This is a genomic window from Bacteroidota bacterium, from assembly GCA_037133915.1.
Taxonomy (GTDB): domain Bacteria; phylum Bacteroidota; class Bacteroidia; order Bacteroidales; family CAIWKO01; genus JBAXND01.
In genome coordinates this window covers 65,508-83,091 of sequence record JBAXND010000002.1, presented here as the reverse complement: position 1 = coordinate 83,091, position 17,584 = coordinate 65,508, and the positions used below count along the sequence as shown (strand labels likewise).

Below are 17,584 nucleotides of genomic sequence, written 5' to 3'. Positions count from 1 at the left end.
AATATTTTGAATTAACAATCTTTTAGCGAGGGTTCCCGTGAGTTTTCATAATTTTACAACAAAATCTACCCTAATAATATTCTCTCATGCGGAAAATTACTTTGTCAATTTTTATGGTGCTTATTGTATGCTCGCTTTATGTGAATGCTCAGATAAGCAACGGTGGAACTCCTTTCAGTTTCAACAAAGCAAATGCAAAACACCTCAATCCGGAGGTTGCAACTATTGCAATGCCTTTTGTTGATGTAGCTGCTCTTCAGTCCGAAGATGCCATTGTTGATAAGTATAAAGATACGCCCTGGCGTTTTGGAAAGAATCTTGAGGTAAGCCTGAACCCTGCAAACAGCGGCACCTGGGACATTTTACCGAATGGCGACCGCCTGTGGCGCCTGCGCATTTCTTCGCCGGGAGCGAAAACCATTAATCTGACATTTGATAATTACCACCTTCCAAAAGGCGCATCGTTGTACGAATACAGCGACAACCACAGTTCAATGATTGGTGGTTTTACAGATTTTAATAACCGTGAAGACCGGATTTTCGCTACCACACTTGTACAGGGCGATGCCATAAATATTGAATATTATGAACCTGCAGGTGTGAAATTTCCGGGAGAGTTGAATATTGCCACTGTAACACACGGATACCGGGGCATTGCTGATTATACAAAATCTTTCGGAAGCTCGGGGTCCTGCCAAATCAATGTACATTGCCCTACAGGAACGGGTTGGGATAACGAGATACGTGCCGCTTGTATGCTCGTTTCCGGAAGCAATGGATTCTGTTCGGGTGCCCTTGTAAATAATACTGCAAACGACGGAACGCCTTACGTTCTGACAGCCAATCATTGTTACAGCAGCCCTGCATCCTGGATATTCTGGTTTAACTGGGAAAGCCCGGACTGCAACGATCCTGCATCATCACCCACTTATAATTCTATTTCAGGTGCAACACTGCGCGCACGCAATGTTGGGTCTGACTTCTGCCTTGTGGAGATGAGCTCAGTACCCCCTTCAAACTTCAGCGTTTATTATGCCGGCTGGAGCCGTGATACCGTACATCCTACATCAGGTATGTGTATTCATCATCCTTCCGGGGATATTAAAAAAATATCACCTGCCGGAATGATGCAGCGTTACGACGGATATGATGCCGGTAACGGTGCTGCCGATTGCTGGCAGGTAAACTGGTCAGGAGCTGCTTGTACTGAAGGTGGTTCTTCGGGTTCGCCCTTGTTTGACCCTAACCACCATATTGTGGGTCAGCTTTATGGCGGACCATCAGCATGCGGAGCATCACAAATGTGGGATTGCTATGGACGCTTTTATGTTTCGTGGACGGGCGGTGGCACGAGCTCAACAAGACTCAGCAATTGGCTTGACCCTTCAAATACAAACCCTCAGGTATTGGATGGCTATGATCCGGCAGGTCCCGCTGCTCCTACGGCTAATTTTATTGCCGACCATATTACCACCTGTATTGGCGATGTGCAATTTACGGATATGTCATCAAATTCTCCAACCACATGGAGCTGGGATTTTGGTGATGGTGGTACTTCTACCGCTCAAAACCCTTTTCACTCATATAATACCAATGGAACATACACCGTTGAACTTATCTCAGGCAATGGCGTTGGGAGTGATACGCTTACGCGGACAAGCTATATAACGGTAAATCTTCCCACAGCCCCGACAGTTACAGGCGACACCGTTTGTAATTGGGTGCCGGCAGTACTCAATGCCGGCGGCAGCGGCATTCTTCGTTGGTACACTGCTATCTCGGGCGGCTCGCCATTGTTTACCGGCAGCACCTATACAACGGTTCCGCTGAGCGGCACCACGACATATTATGTTGAAGACAGTGTGGCTTCTGCACCGGTAAGTGCCGGAAAAGCAGATACAGTCGGTGGTGGAGGCTTTTTTACCAATACCCAAGTCTACTACCTGCGTTTTGATTGTTCCGCACCGGCGGTTTTGCAAACGGTAGATATTTATGCAAATGCCAGCCAGACAAACAAAGTAATAACATTGTTAGACCATGCAGGAAACACCTTGCAATCGGCAACGGTTTCTTTGAATGCAGGTAAAAACATAGTTCCTCTTAACTTCAATCTTCCTGCCGACACAGGATTAAGGCTTAGTGGTCCCGGAAGTCCCGGATGGTACCGAAACACAGCAGGCTTTTCTTATCCAATAACGACGCCCGGTGTAGTTTCAATAAAAGGAACGAATGCTACTACTATTCGTTACTACTATTTCTATAATTGGCAGATTAAAGGACCTGATTGCATCAGCGCGCGTGTGCCTGTTGTAGCAAAAGTCAATGTGTGTTCAGGAATTGCTGCCAATGCAGGAGAGAATATCAATATTTATCCTAACCCGGTCAGCGACCAACTGCACATTTCACTCAGCGGTATTGAACCCGGTGTAATTTCAATTGAACTTTTCACTCTTACAGGACAATCTATCTATTCTAAAATGGAAACTTCGGCAACATCTGAAATTTCAGAGATAATTACAATTGCCGGATATAATCCCGGACTCTACTTATTAAAAGTTTCCACTTCTGGCCAGACCTTCTTTCAAAAAGTTGCGATAGAATAATTTGTTAATAATTGTTAAATATTGTTTCGACGTTTTATCATTAACAATATTCTTATTCGATGTTTTAGCTACAAAAAGCCGCTGTTTAGCGGCTTTTTTTTATGATTTGTCGATTTGATTATCATAAAGAAATTTTCACTATTCTTTATAAATCAAACAATTGATTATGTTTCAGGCAACCTTTGCCCTTTTTTTTTGTCCTTTTATATACTATATTTATAGAAAATAACAAATCTGTCGTTCTTTTACCTTAAACTTTTTAATATCTGCCGATATCTTTTTATGCTTTGTTTTGGGATATTTTTTCAAAGAACTTTGTAATTATTAACAAACATATCATTAACCCAAAAAAAACACAAGCTATGGACACCGCGAAAGAATATTTTTGGTGGATTGCCTACGCAGCCTTAATGCTCGTAGTACTCGGCGCATGCATCGTTTTAGGATAACGCTGAGCAATAAAGCCCTGAATGGGGTTTTGACTTAAATTAACTTCTTAAACTACTAATAATCCAGCCACCTGGTAAAGGGTGGCTTTTTTATTTTACGAACATTTGAGGCCCTGAATTTTCTGAATTCTTGTACCTTTAAAACCTCTAATAGATTCGAAATGGATAGCAACGATTTCATTCAAGGATTATACGAAAACAGCATTGAATTGGTGATGAAGTCACCGAAAAGCGACCTGCATAACCATGCTGCTTTAGGCAGCAGGCTTGAATACCTTGAAGAATGGGCACAACAATCAGTCGCAAAACCTCCGGCTATCATGAAAGACCTCGGAGCAATGGACCGTTATCTGGCAGATAACCTCATCAACCTGCTTATGACCGAAAAAGGTTTTGAATACGCAATGAATGCGGCTTTTAAACAAGCCCGTGCAGATGGCATTCAGGTATTACAAATGAGTTTCGACCTCCGATTTTTTATGAAGGGGATTCGCCATATTGAAGCACTTACGGGTATTATTAACCAATGTAAAAACGAATTTGCACCGGAGATTCATTTTATTCCGCAACTTGGGATTGACCGCACCCTGAATATTTCTGCTGTTACAGGGCCGGCAGAAGAATGCATCGGCAGCGGATTTTTCAAGTCAATAGATCTCTACGGTGAAGAACTGGTACGTACTCCGGAGTACTTCACTTCAATTTATAATACTGCGAGAAAAGCAGGATTGAAGCTGACAGCTCATGCAGGCGAATTCGGGAATGCTGAATTGGTAAGGCATACCGTAGAAGTTTTAGGTATAGAAGAGGTTCAGCATGGAATTTCAGTTGCTGAATCGCAGGAAGTAATGAACTGGGTGCGGGAAAATAATATACAGCTGAACATTTGTCCGACCAGCAACGTAAAGCTTTCGAGGGTTGCATCTATTGCTGAACATCCGATACGCAGGATTTTCGATCACGGCATTAAAGTAACCGTCAATACCGACGACTTAATGATATTCGGACAATCTGTTTCGGATGAGTTTTTCAATCTGTATAAATCAGGATTGTTTTCACCCGAAGAACTGGATATTATCCGTATGAACGGACTTACCTGATTATTAAATAAGCCAGCGTAAACAGCCATTGATTATCTTCCCGAAGAAGCTGCTCTTCATGTAGTCCTTTTCAATCAAGCATTTCAGAAATATTTTACGCCTGTTTTTAAAAGGAATGACATTTTTATAGGTCAAAAGACCTATTCCAGACCGGTGCAAAAGTCCCCCATCAAATCAGGTCATATGCCCGTTGAAACAGCCATATTTTCGGGCGTACATTTGTATTATAACAAACACACCAACGGCCCTAACAATAAAAGCCATGAAAACCAACTCCAAAATAACCCGGAACTTCACCAGCACCTTCGCCACCGTGACTGCAATGTTCGTACTGGTTTTTGCAGTTGCTTTCACAAATACCGCGACATCCCAGAATGACAATATCCCTTCCGAGAATGCCACGACGGTTAACAACAGCGAGTATAACACGGCCGTTAATTATGATTTGCTTGCAGTTGAAAAGAATGCACTGAGCCCCGTGTACATGGTAACCCTTTCTAACGACGGAATGTACTACATCATGAGCACAAAGACAGGCAACAGCACCAATTACAGAGTTGGTTACATTGGTCAGCTTTCAGCTCCGAAAATTGCAAGCAACAACATTGAGAACGAAGTAAATTACGACATGGCGCTTGGAACGAATAACAATGATTCAAATGCCCCCTGATTGCAATGAACGAATAACATAAAGAATACCTTCCTTGCCCCGGTGAGCAAAGACTAAGGAGCAAGCAACTAGAACAGCTAAGTAAAACTAAAAGGCGGGGCCAATGCGCCCCTTTTTTGTTTTTGGTATTATCGTTTCTTTTGAAAGAAATCTTTCATCAGCGCGGCACAATCAGCCGCTAATATTCCATGCTCCACTTTTGTTTTTGGATGAGGAATAGCTTCAGAAAAACGGGTATAACCTTTCTTTTCGTCGGGTGCGCCATAAACTATACGTCCGAGCTGGGCCCATGACGCAGCCCCTGCACACATGGCACAGGGTTCAATGGTAACGTATAGGGTGCATTCATCCAGATATTTTGCGCCAATATAATTACAAGCAGCCGTAATGGCCTGCATTTCGGCATGTGCGGTAATATCATTGAGTCTTTCGGTAAGGTTATGACCGCGACCAATAACCGTATTGCGCGAAACAACAACGGCACCTATCGGGACTTCATCCGCTTCAAAAGCGCGTCGTGCCTCTTTCAAGGCTTCCCGCATAAAATATTCATCAGAGTAAAGAATGGTATCCATAAAACTTTTTTACATAAACAATAATATAATCGGGAAAACCCGGTTCTCTATATAGATGCAGACAGGAGCGTAAAAGTATAATTTTTGGACGAAAGTAATGCCACGGCAATTATTCGTTAAAATTCGTAAAAACCGGGCTTATGCCAAAACAGAAATTGTGAACTTGTTTTTATTTTTATGGCGGTATAGTCTACTTATTAAACGATTTATGTTAATAAATAAATGTTAATGGCTGCTGCAGGAATGTGTCTTTATTTATCTTCGCAAGCGTAAAAAAAACAATGGAAGGTCCTTCAATCATATACAATCTGCTATTCCTATGCTCAAGGTTTTCGCTTGAGAATTCCTATCCGGATATCAGCCGGATATTGAGGGAACGCTCGGCTATTTGTGAATTGAAGAAGATCGGTTCATCGCGCAGCGATTTAAAATCGGCACCTCATTATATCTGGACATCTTCATTCAGAATAGATAAAACTTACGGCATACAGATAAAGGCAGAAAGTGAATTACAGCAGAGCTTTGATGAAGGCGATCCTGTATTTTTCAAATTTGCCGATGGCAGCTCCATGGTATTGAGCTGTTTTGAAGCCAATCGCAGCGAATGTGCTCAGGGAGATGCCTCCCAATGGGCAAGTCAGTATATTTTTTACAACCGTATTCTATTGAAGCTTACAAAAGAGCAAGCGGCATATTTAAGCAAAAATGATTTGAGATACGTTGCCTGTGGATTTAAGAAATATTATATAAACCGCCCCGAAGAAATCAAGCAGCAGTTTCATGTTGTAAATGGGTTTTCGTGATTGTGCAATAATCCGCTGAATTATTCCACCGTAATTTCATCAATAAATATCCAGGCTTTACCACCGGCGCCATCGTGCCATTGTGGAATTATACCGTAGTTTTTTGCTTCAATTTTCACATAACGGGCTCGTGTATCCGCTTGTGTTTCGAACTCTTTTACAACGACGGTATAGTCCTTATCTGAAATATTATTTTTTATCTCTTTTACAAGTTTAAAGGAGTGCCCGTCGTCAGAAACATAGAACTTGACTTCGGCAGGCATCCATATCCATGATTTTACATCCTGCAGAAAACCGGCTGATATTTTTGAGATTTTCTTTTCGCTTCCCAGATTGACAACAGCTTCAAAATCATCGCCCCAGTAGCCCTGCCAATTACCGGTTCTGAAATCGGGTCCGCCGCGCTGGTAATCAATCAAGCCTTCGGGACCGCCGGCGGTATATTGTGGGCTGTATTTAGATTTCAAACGGATGCTGCGTCCTTTGGGCGTTTTAATAAAATGACTCGTGATAACGGCACTTTTTCCAATACTTCTTTTAAACGCGATGGCTTTTATAGTAGTAGTTTCGGCAATTGTGAATGGTGCTGAATAACGTTTTGAGCTGATATCGGGCTCTTTTCCGTCGGTGGTAAAATATATTTCCGTATCCGTTGTCAGTGCTTTAATCGCAACAAGTTGTTCCGTACTGAACGTTTTACCCTTTGCATCAATCCATGGCGCCGGAACTATCGGGCAATCGAGAATGGTAGTTGAAGGACATTCGATAGTGCGGCTCGCCCAATCGCTATTTGAATTAAACCGCATTTTAAAAACCATTTTGCCGCCTTCTGCAATATCGGAATGGTTCAGAAAACTGTTATTATAAATACTGTCATTGAGCCAGGCTTTATAAATAAAGGTGTTCAGATATGAAAGACTGTCGGCAATAATGATGAAATCTTTGCCATTTTCAAGGTGAATAGTCATTTTGGGAAACATAGGCTTACCAATAGCATACTGGCTGCTTCCGGGGCAGACCGGGTAAAATCCCATGGCGCTCATCACAAACCACGCCGACATCTGGCCACAGTCTTCGTTTCCAATCAGGCCATCGGTCTGATTGGTGTACATTGTTTTCGTAATACGATCGATAAGTTTTTGAGTTTTCCATGGTTGCCCAAGATAATCATACATATAAGCCATATGATGGCTTGGTTCATTGCCTTGCGCATATTGTCCGATAAGCCCGGTGATATCAGGCTGTTCACGTCCGCTGAGTTTTTGCTCTGTTTCAAAAACCGCATCTAATTTTTCGATGGCTTTATTGCGTCCGCCCATCAAGTTAATAAGTCCGGTAATATCCTGGGGTACATAAAATCCATATTGAAAGGCGTTGGCTTCGGTATAATTAAAATTTACTTCGCCCGGATTGAAAGGTTCATACCACATACCGTTTTGACGGGCTCGCATGAATCCGGTTGCTGGATCATACAGATTTTTGTACGACTGGGCACGCCGTATATATTTTTTGTAATCCTCAGTCCTTCCCATTTTTTGCGCCATCACAGCAATACACCAGTCGTCATAGGCATATTCAAGCGTTTTTGAAACGGATTCCGACTCATTTTCTGCCGAAATGAAACCATTTTTTTTATAGTCAGCCAGTCCGCTGCGGAAAGCATCGGCACTGTTCTTCATAGCTTCCAGAGCTAGCACTGTGTCGAAGCTGTGTATACCTTTCATATAGGCATCAACGATTACGGGAACACTGTGATAACCAATCATGCAAAAGGTTTCATTCTCTGAAAGCTCCCACACAGGCAGCAAGCCACCCTGTTGGTATTGCGCTAGAAAGGTATTAATAAAATCGCCTGTTCTCTTACGATCTATAATACTGAGCAGCGGATGCTCAGCTCTATAGGTATCCCAAAGCGAAAAAACCGTATAGTAATTAAATCCGTCGGCTTTATGCACTTTTTTATCGGTTCCACGGTACTGGCCGTCGACATCCATGTAAAGATTCGGGCTGAGCATGGCGTGATAAAGTGCTGTATAGAAAATTGTGTCTTGCCTTGGGCTTCCGCCTTCTGCATCCAGTTTTCCAAGTTCTATATTCCACAATTTTCGTGCATTTTCGCGGACCGAATTAAAATCCCATCCGGGAATTTCGGCATCGAGATTTTTTGCCGCACCATCAGTACTGACGGCTGAAATGGCGACTTTAACCAGAAGTGTTTTTGTTGAATCGAGATTAAAATTAAGAAACGCTTTTACTCTCAGTCCGCTGCGTAACTTAGAGGCATTGCCGTCTGCAGAAGCGCTATCGCCATCAATAAAAATATATTTTGCAATCGGGAGCGAGAAGCGCGCGCAGAAATAAACAACCTGATCGTCGGCCCATGCTTTTGAACGCCGCATTCCGCGCACCTCATACTCATTCACATATTCAATGGATGATTCCAGAACTTTGTCGCGATGTTCGAGATCGATAACAATGCCGGCATTCAAACTATCTGAATAAACATATTTATGAAGTCCCGCCCTTGCGCCGGCAGTAAGTTCTACCTTAACATGTGGCTTCTCTAAAAATACGCTATAATAGCCGGCTGTAGCTGTTTCTTTTGAATGACTAAAGGTGGAACAGTACTGCGTATTTAAAAAAACAGGTTTCCCGGAAACGGGCATAAATAAAATATCGCCATAGTCGGAACACCCGGTGCCACTGAGATGTGTGTGTGAGAAACCGTAAATGACACTATCAGAATAATGATATCCGGAACAACCGTCCCAACCACTGAGCCTTGTATCGGGGCTGAGCTGTACCATGCCAAAAGGCGCTGAAACACCCGGATACGTGTGACCGTGTCCAGCGGTCCCTATAAATGGATTTACAAGTGATGCATAATCTTTTACCTGTCCGAATGAAGAAAACCCGGTATAAAAAAAGATAAGACCGAACCAATAAAATAATTTGAAGTTGTTTTTTAGAATCATTTTAAATCGGGTAGTTTTTGATTTATTTGTATTATATCGTACAAACTTTTTATCCTAATCACCGTTGCCGGATTACTCACTGTATTGTTGAAAATACACTGAATCGTTTTTTGTTGATTTGGCAGCAGATCGAAATAATTATCGCTGAATGATGCATCGGTTCCTTGAGGAACAAGGCATATATTTTTAGCAAAAATACCTGTTTCGAGTGTTATTTCCCAAAATTTGTCGGTATAACGGGTAAATTTCAGATTAATATCAGGCTTTTCCAGCGACAGTTCTTTGGGTTCAGTGAAAAAATAGAGTTTATGAATATCTTCTCCCGTAATATATTTATCGGCATCATTGAAAGTCGCGCTGAGCAGGCATGACCTCATCAAAGAACTATCTTTGATTAAAGAGCCTATGGGCATTTCAAAAATTATTTTTGATGCTCCGGGCTTTGCTTGTGCATCGATATTGCGGCTCCACAAAACAGTACCGTCAAATCGTGTCAGAGAGAGGTTTATCAGACCTTTGCAAGAAGATGTATCTGATATCAGATAGACCTGCATTGTTCCTGAATTATTGAAGATTGATATCATTGGGTCGGCGAAAGCACTTCTGACAGCGTATTGGAGGGCTTTCCATCGACCGTAATAATCGCTTCCCGACCAGGAGACCACGGGCCAACAATCATTGAACTGCCAGTATAAACTGCCCATACACCGAGGCATAGCGCGTCTGTGCGCTTCAATGGCGCGCTGCATTCCATTTGCCTGCAACAACTGACTTATGTAATTATAATCAGCTAAGTCAGCAGGAACGGGGTATTCAAGAGCCATGTATGAATTAATTGTTTCAAATCCGGTGGGATGTTTCTGATGTGATTTCAGGTCTTCAGAAAATAACTGCATACCTGCAGAATCAGTGAATGCCCTGATAGTAGCCATATCGGGCACACCCTGAAAACCAAATTCACTCATAAAGCGAGGCACTTTTTTTTCATACACCTTAAAAGATTCCATGCCCCACCAAACGCCCCAGTAATGCGAATCGCCGCGCCGCATACTTTCATCATGCCCCCACCCTATCTGCGGAGAGCTTGATATATAAGGTATTTCCGGAGAATAGCGTGAAGCAATTTCAGGAATCATTTTTTGAAAAACCGAAATGTAATCATGCCAGACTGCAGATGAATCCTGAGATGTGTAAGCGTACTGTTTTTGCCATCCCCAATTGTGCCATCCTTCGTCCATTTCATTATTTCCGCACCACAGGGCAATGCATGGGTGATTACGCAGACGGCACATATTCTCTGTCACCTCTTTTTTTACGTTATCAATAAATGCTGAATCGCCCGGAACCATGGCACAGGCGAACATCATATCCTGCCATATCAGAATACCTTTTTCGTCGCATAAGCGGTAAAAAAGATTGCTTTCATAATTTCCGCCACCCCACACACGAAGCATGTTCATATGGCAGGCAACGGCATTGTCAAGCATAGCGTCATATTTAGAAGAATCAACACGGGGCATGAAGTTGTCGGGCGGTATATAGTTAGCGCCTTTGGCAAAGATATTTCGTCCGTTAAGTCTGAAAATGAAGGATTCTCCAAGGCTGTCGACTTCCCGCACCAGTTCAATTTTCCGAATTCCATAAGGAATAACATTTTCGAAATGACCGCCATTGTTACTTTTCACACGTACAAGAACCGGATACATGAAGGGCACACCCAGCCCGTTGCACCACCACAGCAAAGGTTTGCTGATGCTGAAATCCATTGAAAACACATTCAGACCCGGGTTCAGTCTGAATGATTTAATTTTGGTTTCATCGGGATTAAAGGTGTTCTGCACTTCAATTTTAACGTCTTCTGCAACGTCCGAAATAATTTCGAATGCAGCGGTAAGCTCCGCTTTTTTTTCGTTGAACGTATTCGTTGTGATGTGTACGTCTGAAACCCTGAACTCATTCCATGCTTCTATCCTTACGGGACGCCATATTCCGCAGGTAACAAAGCGCGGTCCCCAGTCCCATCCGTACTGATATTGTGCTTTTCGGGTGAATACTTTTTCGTCGCCCGGCAATGTATACGGAAGCATTTTAGCCATCTGCCGGCCTTTATTCACGGCCGATTCGAATACAATAAGCAGTTGATTATTTTTTCGTTTCAGAATATTTTCACACGGCGCACGCCAGCCGCGGAACATATTGTCGGCGGTCAGTATCAGAGAATCATTCAGGTAAACATGTGCATAAGTATCCAACCCTTCGAATACAAGTTCGCAACGGTGTGAAATATCAATACTGTCAGGGATATCAAAATTACATGTGTATTGCCAGTCGCAGCTTTCAATCCACTGCAGTGTTTTTTCATTGGACCCATAGAACGGGTCGGAAATTAATTTATTGGCGAGTAGGTCGGTATGAACAGTTCCCGGTACACTTGCCGGCAGCCATTGCTGTTCACCGGCTTTTCTGAATTTCCAGCCATTTGTGATGTTCACAGACTGATTGCCTTGTGCGAAAATGCCTAAAGGCAAAACAATCAGACAAAGCAATCTGAAATTCTTCACTGTTCCCTGTAATTAATTCACTTTATTGAAACGCCTATCGAACAAGCGATTCAAGCACTTCCCTTGCTAACATTATTTTTTCGGCTGATGTAAAATAGTGTTCATAATCCGATTCTGCACCGTTGCTTTTCATACTGATTTCTTCTCTTCTAAATTCCATCAGACTGTCTTGTTTTACTTTCCCGGAAAGGTGAAATTCCACAGCGCCGGTTGTTTTAGCAATCATTCCGATGTTTTTTTCATTCACGCCTGCACCCGGCATTACGATAAGTGAATTACCTGCATCTTTAATAAGGTCAACGATGAGGTCTGTTCCTTTATCAGCCGTGACAGCCTGTCCGGAAGTAAGGAGACGATTAAAGCCACAATCGACCAGTGTGTTTAATGCGATAAACGGCTCGCGGCAGCGGTCGAATGCGCGATGAAAGGTGACTGACATGGGCCGTGCAAATTCGACAAGCGTTTTGCATCGTTCAACATCCACATCACCATTTGGCAGCAATATTCCGAATACAACACCTTCAATCCCGAGGCTGCGACAGTGCATGGTATCGCGTTTCATGATTTCAAATTCATATTCGCTGTAAAGAAAATCACCTCCGCGTGGTCGTATCATTGCATGCACAGGAATGTTTACTTTTTCTTTTATCAGCGTAAGCAAACCAAAAGAGGGCGTGGTGCCCCCTTCGGGAAAACCGCTGCAGACCTCAAGTCTGCCTGCACCGCCTTTCATTGCGGCTATTGCAGATTCAACAGAAAAAACAGGTACTTCAATCATATGCTTATGATTTTTTAAGCTCGTGCATTTTCCTGAAAAACCAGACGGCACCTTAAGCCAAAGGTGCGATCTGTGTCTGAATTATTTTATTCCCAACGCTTCCTTTCCCTGATCAAAAACCACGTCAACAGGAATGTCGGCAGATTTCAGCGCATCAAGTTCTTTCTGTAATTGTGGTCGTATGGTGGCATTGGTTTCTAAATACTTCTTCGCACCGTCGTAATCACCGTTGCCCTGGAGTTCGAGTATTTTAGAGGCCCATGTTCCAACCGCAACTTTCATTTTTGCAAAATCCACTTTATAAGTGCCGTCGCTGCCAATAGTGAATGCGCCTGCATCTTCAAAGGCATTAAAGCACATCATATTTGCTTTACCGTGTGCGCTTGCAGCTCCAAAACGTACCGAGCGGAAAATACCTGCCATGTAAGTAACATAGCAATCTTCTTTTGTAATACCCGTAAGTTCGCCTTTATCTATCAGGCTGGTGGTCATGTACAAACCAAGAATATCGGCTTTGGCTTCTTCAAAAGCAGAGAACACATCTTTCAGTGCTTCGCGCACCGTACCTTTTTTATTAATCGTATTTTTAATACCCAGACCGTGTGCCACTTCGTGGAACATTACATTATTGAAAAAGGCATCAAATTTTACATTTGCCAACTGGGTTTTGTCCATCAGCTTGTTGGCAATCGGCATCAGTATATTATCAAATTTGGCTTTCATGGTATTCTTGAGCTGAATTCTGCGAGAGCCTTTTTTAAGCTGGACCTGCTCATCGTTCGGAAGGTTGATGGCAATGGTTTTGCTACCTGCATTGCAATCACCGGCATAATATATTGCATCATAAACACCAAGATCTGATGATGTTCCGGGAACTTCTTTTTTGAATTTAGCATCAACCGGCAATTCCAGTTGCAGGGCCGGTAACTGGCTGATGTATTTATCCAGTTTTTTACTCCATTCCATATCCTTTACCAGAATAAAGGATTCAAAGGCTGCTTTATATTCAAACAGACCGTCTTCATAGTTCTCTATAGGGCCAACCACAAAATCGATATGATTTGTTTTCATGTCCATCCATGCCATATCGCTGGGCTGATAATCGGAGGTAACGAGCGCAGTTGCACGCAGTTCAAGATATTTTTTCAGTCCGGCATCTTCGGCAAGCTCTGCCGCTTTTTTTAAGAGATCAGACGCTTTCTGAAGTTCGGTTTTGTATTCATCGTGGTACCAGACAACTTTTAATGATTTATCCTCATTACGGCGTATCACAGTGTACAATCCGGCTTTATTTTTATCCTGCAATTTTTCAAACTCTTCTTTGGTCATATCGGCAGGATAAAATCCCGCGCCTTTGGGCTTTTCGTTAAAGCCGTTCACAAAAGACGTATTGTTGTTCAGACGTTCCCAAGGTCCGTAGTTGATAACGGTATATCTTTTCACAAGCTCATTTTTAATCGTGTCGAGTACAGCTTTATCACCAAATGTTTGTTTCCAGTAAAGACCGTCCATTATCTGTGCGATGTCTATAAGAATAGAAATCATCTGCTTTTCCTTGTCAGTGATTTTGCTCATGTCGGTGGTAAGTTTTACCACAGCAAACGAATTGATTTTTTTCTGCATAAGGGAGTCTTCTTTGGTCATCGGGGCTTTGTCGTTCTTTTTGTTCGCGCCACATCCGGCTAAAACGAATACTGCGGCAAGAAGCAGTATGGAGGTTTTGAATATTCCTGTTTTCATAAAAAATGGATTTTTGGGTTTTTATACAATTTGAGGTTACTAAATTAGTTATTATTTGATAAAGAAGACAGACATGCCGAAATGAGAGTCAAACACATAAAAATAATGAGTGGTTTTATGGAAGGCATTTGTTCTGCACGGTTTTTGCTGTTTTAAATTTTCAAGACCAATTATCATAACCAAATCGTACCATAATGCGCCACATATTATTCCTTTTATTCGTTGCATTAGCTGTGACTGTAAGTGCACAGCCGCAGCAAGCCGATCCTCAGATTAATGTCAATCCTCAGGTTAATACGGACAATCAGATAAATCAACCTCATGGCGGGCTGGGAAATGAAGATATCAATAGTAACGATAATGAGCAGGTGCAGCAGGTTATCACCTACAATCAGCAGGTGCAGCAGTCGGGAACGATAGAGGTCAATACGAATAGCCACTGGGGCTCTTCGCAGTTATCAGCCGCCACAGTAAACAGGGCTTCTGCGTCGGTAAGTGTAACCAAGAATGTTCACCATTTAAAACATAAGAAAAAGAACGGCAGCGTATTCTTTACAAAAATATTCAGTAAAAAATTCAAGGCCGCTAATCATTATTCAGGCAAACACCGGTTTACGATGTGCCATACCTTCTAAAATTATTCCCGAAAGAAAATTTTTTCTCCTTTTCTCTTTGTATTTTAAAAAGCAGTAATTTTGTTGTTAACTATTTAACAATAGTTAATCAATTGTTTTAAATATTTGAATTACTGATATTAACATATTTTTTAGATACAGTCCAAACCATACTGCTCTATGAAACGCACATTATTAATTCGTGATGTTACGCTGCGCGACGGGCAGCAGTCGCTGTTTGCCACCCGCATGAATCAGGCTCAGGTTGACAGGGTGTTGCCCTTGTATAAGGAAGCGAATTTTTATGCCCTTGAAGTATGGGGCGGCGCCGTTCCCGATTCTATTATGCGGTTTTTGAATGAGAATCCCTGGACAAGGCTGGAGTCAATAAAAGAAGCTATTGGTGATGTATCAAAACTCACAGCCCTATCGCGCGGACGCAATCTTTTTGGATACAATCCTTATCCGGAAGAAGTAATTGAAGGTTTTAACCGCAATGCCGTGCAATCGGGTATTGGCATCATGCGCATTTTTGATGCGCTGAATGACGTTGACAACATGAAGTCGACCATTCGCTATGTGAAAGAAAACGGCGGCTTGGCTGATGCGACTGTTTGTTACACGGTTGACCCGCATTTTACGGCAATGGACAGGATAAAAGCCGCGATGCATCTGAAGCGCCTGCCGAACAATGTTTTTCCGAAAGAGTATTTTGTAAAGAAAGCGGTGGAGCTGGAAAAACTAGGCGCCGACATGATTACTATCAAAGATATGGCGGGGCTGATACCTCCGGGCAAAACCGGTCGTTTGGTAGAAATGCTTAAGAAAAAAGTAAAGATACCTATTGATTTTCATACCCATTGCACACCGGGATACGGGCTGGCTTCATCACTCACGGCCATCATCAAAGGTGTTGATATTCTGGACACGGCCATCTTGCCATTCAGCGGTGGTCCGGCAGCTCCGGCTTTCGAGCTGGTTCAGGTATTCTGTAATAAACTTGGAATTGAAACCGGCGTGAATCTTGAAGCCGTTGCAAAAATCAATCTGGAGCTGAAAGCCATTCGTTTAGAAATGGCCGATATAGACAGCTACAAATTGTATCCGCTTGATTTTGACATATCCACGGGAACCCTTCCGAAAAGGATCGATACTTTATTTGATAAGGCAATAGAACTGGCCAATGCCGATAAAGAAGCTGAATTAATTGCTGTTTGCCAGAAAATAGAAAAATATTTTAATTTCCCGCCCCCCGACGAATTGGTAAAAAACGCAGAAATTCCGGGCGGAATGTACACCAATATGCTGTCGCAGCTCAAAGGTCTGAAACTCGAAAAACTGCTGCCCCGCACACTTGAAATCATTCCAACCGTAAGGCTTGCCGCAGGTTGCCCGCCACTGGTTACACCCACGAGTCAGATTATTGGCGTTCAGGCGGTGAATTGCGTGATTGACGAGAATAAAGGACAGCCTTTCTATACCACCAAATCTATACAGTTCGTGAATCTTGTGAAAGGCCTTTACGGACATACGCCTGTTCCCGTAGATCCTGAATTTCGTTATAAAATTGCCGGCGTACATGAGGAAACGCCGTATGACACGCGCAACTATCGCAAACAGGAAAATCCGTTATACCCCGAGTACGGCGATGTTCATCTTGCCCAAAACGAAAAAGAACAATTGCTTCTTGAGCTGTTTCCTTCAGTGGCCTATGATTTTCTTAAAAAGAGAATGATAGACAAATATCTGAACGAGATACACGAGATTGAAGAAATAAAAAGAAAAAAGCATCTGAAAGAAAAGGAAAAATACGAAATTCTTACGCCGGAAGAAAAGCTGCAGCGCCTCATGGACGGGCTTTACAATTATTAGACGTAAGAATTTAGACTACAGATATAAGACTGAAGAAAGATTGGATTAACCGATTCTTTTGCACCTAAAATTATCCTTTTTCTTACCCTATAGTTTATACAATTGGTCCCTCCCATTGCTTGGTGGATTATGCAATTTTCCCAAAGTAAAATTTTATAGGTTAAAAGACCTGAATTAAGTCGGGATAAATGACCTGTGCTATTCAGGTCATATGCCTGTGGAATCGGGTCGTGATTTGGATGTACATTTGTATATAGAGAAACAACAACGGCGCAAATAACAAAAGCCATGAAAACGAACTCAAATAACAACCGGAACTTCATCAGCAACTTCGCCACAGTGACTGCAGTTTTCGTAATGTTTTTTGCAGTTGCTTTTACGAACAGTGCTTCTTCACAGAACGATGGTCTCTCGACCGAGAACACCGCTACCTGGAATTACAGCGAGTTTGACATGACCGGCAGTTATGACCTGATTGCCACCGATAAAATGGCTCTGAGCCCCGATTTTCAAGTTTCTCTTTCAGCTGACGGCAATTATTACATCATGAGCACAGTAAACGGCAACAGCGGCAATTATCAGGTCGGTTACATTGGTCAGCTTTCGGCACCGAGAATTGGCGCCAGCAACATCGAAGTTCAGATTAACCTTGACGAAGCACTTGAAACCAATGCCCCCGTTGACCCTTATACTGCTCTTCTGATTACCTCATTACATACCGTGAAATAACCCTAAACAACCAATATCATCTATCAACTAAAACGGGAGCCGATTGGCTCCTTTTTTTTGTTTAATCCTTCCTCTTTGTTTTTTTTTCGGCCGGCGCCAAATCAACGGATTTCTT

12 protein-coding genes are annotated in these 17,584 nt (G+C 42.5%); 7 read left to right on the top strand and 5 right to left on the bottom strand.

Annotated elements, in window-relative coordinates:
* The first annotated feature begins 86 nt into the window (after positions 1-86).
* The 3 genes from WCM76_01200 (at position 87) to WCM76_01190 (ending at position 4,822) form a co-directional block, all read left to right on the top strand.
* Positions 87-2,603 (top strand): PKD domain-containing protein, encoded by a 2,517-nt coding sequence (locus WCM76_01200; protein MEI6764223.1) that lies wholly within the window; start codon positions 87-89, stop codon positions 2,601-2,603.
* 610 nt (positions 2,604-3,213) lie between these two features.
* Positions 3,214-4,152: an adenosine deaminase gene (locus WCM76_01195; protein ID MEI6764222.1), complete on the top strand. Its 939-nt coding sequence runs from the start codon at positions 3,214-3,216 to the stop codon at positions 4,150-4,152.
* Between the two features lie 262 nt (positions 4,153-4,414).
* Positions 4,415-4,822: a hypothetical protein gene (locus WCM76_01190; protein MEI6764221.1), complete on the top strand. Its 408-nt coding sequence runs from the start codon at positions 4,415-4,417 to the stop codon at positions 4,820-4,822.
* A 128-nt stretch (positions 4,823-4,950) separates the two neighbouring features.
* Here the strand turns inward: WCM76_01190 and WCM76_01185 are convergent, their stop codons facing one another.
* Positions 4,951-5,397, bottom strand: coding sequence for a nucleoside deaminase (locus WCM76_01185; protein ID MEI6764220.1), 447 nt, complete (start codon positions 5,395-5,397; stop codon positions 4,951-4,953).
* A 281-nt stretch (positions 5,398-5,678) separates the two neighbouring features.
* Here WCM76_01185 and WCM76_01180 point away from each other — a divergent pair, with 281 nt between their 5' ends.
* Positions 5,679-6,200, top strand: coding sequence for a hypothetical protein (locus WCM76_01180; GenBank protein MEI6764219.1), 522 nt, complete (start codon positions 5,679-5,681; stop codon positions 6,198-6,200).
* A 20-nt stretch (positions 6,201-6,220) separates the two neighbouring features.
* On the opposite strand, the gene WCM76_01175 is transcribed toward WCM76_01180, so the two are convergent.
* The 4 genes from WCM76_01175 to WCM76_01160 form a co-directional block, all read right to left on the bottom strand.
* Positions 6,221-9,175, bottom strand: coding sequence for a GH92 family glycosyl hydrolase (locus WCM76_01175; GenBank protein ID MEI6764218.1), 2,955 nt, complete (start codon positions 9,173-9,175; stop codon positions 6,221-6,223).
* Positions 9,172-11,736 carry a glycoside hydrolase family 2 protein gene (locus WCM76_01170; protein MEI6764217.1) on the bottom strand — a complete coding sequence of 855 codons (2,565 nt, stop codon included), beginning with the start codon at positions 11,734-11,736 and terminating at the stop codon, positions 9,172-9,174. The genes WCM76_01175 and WCM76_01170 overlap by 4 nt, the downstream gene beginning before the upstream one ends.
* A gap of 34 nt (positions 11,737-11,770) precedes the next feature.
* Positions 11,771-12,514: a copper homeostasis protein CutC gene (locus tag WCM76_01165; GenBank protein ID MEI6764216.1), complete on the bottom strand. Its 744-nt coding sequence runs from the start codon at positions 12,512-12,514 to the stop codon at positions 11,771-11,773.
* Between the two features lie 81 nt (positions 12,515-12,595).
* Positions 12,596-14,254 (bottom strand): Zn-dependent hydrolase, encoded by a 1,659-nt coding sequence (locus WCM76_01160; GenBank protein MEI6764215.1) that lies wholly within the window; start codon positions 14,252-14,254, stop codon positions 12,596-12,598.
* A gap of 194 nt (positions 14,255-14,448) precedes the next feature.
* Between WCM76_01160 and WCM76_01155 the strand changes: the two genes are divergently transcribed.
* From WCM76_01155 to WCM76_01145, 3 genes are all read left to right on the top strand, one after another.
* Entirely contained in the window at positions 14,449-14,889 is a 441-nt protein-coding gene (locus WCM76_01155; protein ID MEI6764214.1) for a hypothetical protein, read from the top strand.
* Between the two features lie 159 nt (positions 14,890-15,048).
* Positions 15,049-16,740, top strand: a complete 1,692-nt coding sequence (locus WCM76_01150; protein ID MEI6764213.1) for a carboxylase — start codon at positions 15,049-15,051, stop codon at positions 16,738-16,740.
* A gap of 288 nt (positions 16,741-17,028) precedes the next feature.
* A complete protein-coding gene (locus WCM76_01145; GenBank protein MEI6764212.1) occupies positions 17,029-17,469 on the top strand; it encodes a hypothetical protein in 441 nt (146 codons plus the stop codon).
* The last annotated feature ends 115 nt before the right edge of the window (positions 17,470-17,584 follow it).

Coding starts and splice junctions, on each gene's coding strand:
- WCM76_01145 (MEI6764212.1), top strand. CDS start 17,029: ATGAAAACGAACTCAAATAACAACCGGAACTTCATCAGCAACTTCGCC.
- WCM76_01150 (MEI6764213.1), top strand. CDS start 15,049: ATGAAACGCACATTATTAATTCGTGATGTTACGCTGCGCGACGGGCAG.
- WCM76_01185 (MEI6764220.1), bottom strand. CDS start 5,397: ATGGATACCATTCTTTACTCTGATGAATATTTTATGCGGGAAGCCTTG.
- WCM76_01195 (MEI6764222.1), top strand. CDS start 3,214: ATGGATAGCAACGATTTCATTCAAGGATTATACGAAAACAGCATTGAA.
- WCM76_01165 (MEI6764216.1), bottom strand. CDS start 12,514: ATGATTGAAGTACCTGTTTTTTCTGTTGAATCTGCAATAGCCGCAATG.
- WCM76_01155 (MEI6764214.1), top strand. CDS start 14,449: ATGCGCCACATATTATTCCTTTTATTCGTTGCATTAGCTGTGACTGTA.
- WCM76_01160 (MEI6764215.1), bottom strand. CDS start 14,254: ATGAAAACAGGAATATTCAAAACCTCCATACTGCTTCTTGCCGCAGTA.
- WCM76_01200 (MEI6764223.1), top strand. CDS start 87: ATGCGGAAAATTACTTTGTCAATTTTTATGGTGCTTATTGTATGCTCG.
- WCM76_01180 (MEI6764219.1), top strand. CDS start 5,679: ATGGAAGGTCCTTCAATCATATACAATCTGCTATTCCTATGCTCAAGG.
- WCM76_01175 (MEI6764218.1), bottom strand. CDS start 9,175: ATGATTCTAAAAAACAACTTCAAATTATTTTATTGGTTCGGTCTTATC.
- WCM76_01190 (MEI6764221.1), top strand. CDS start 4,415: ATGAAAACCAACTCCAAAATAACCCGGAACTTCACCAGCACCTTCGCC.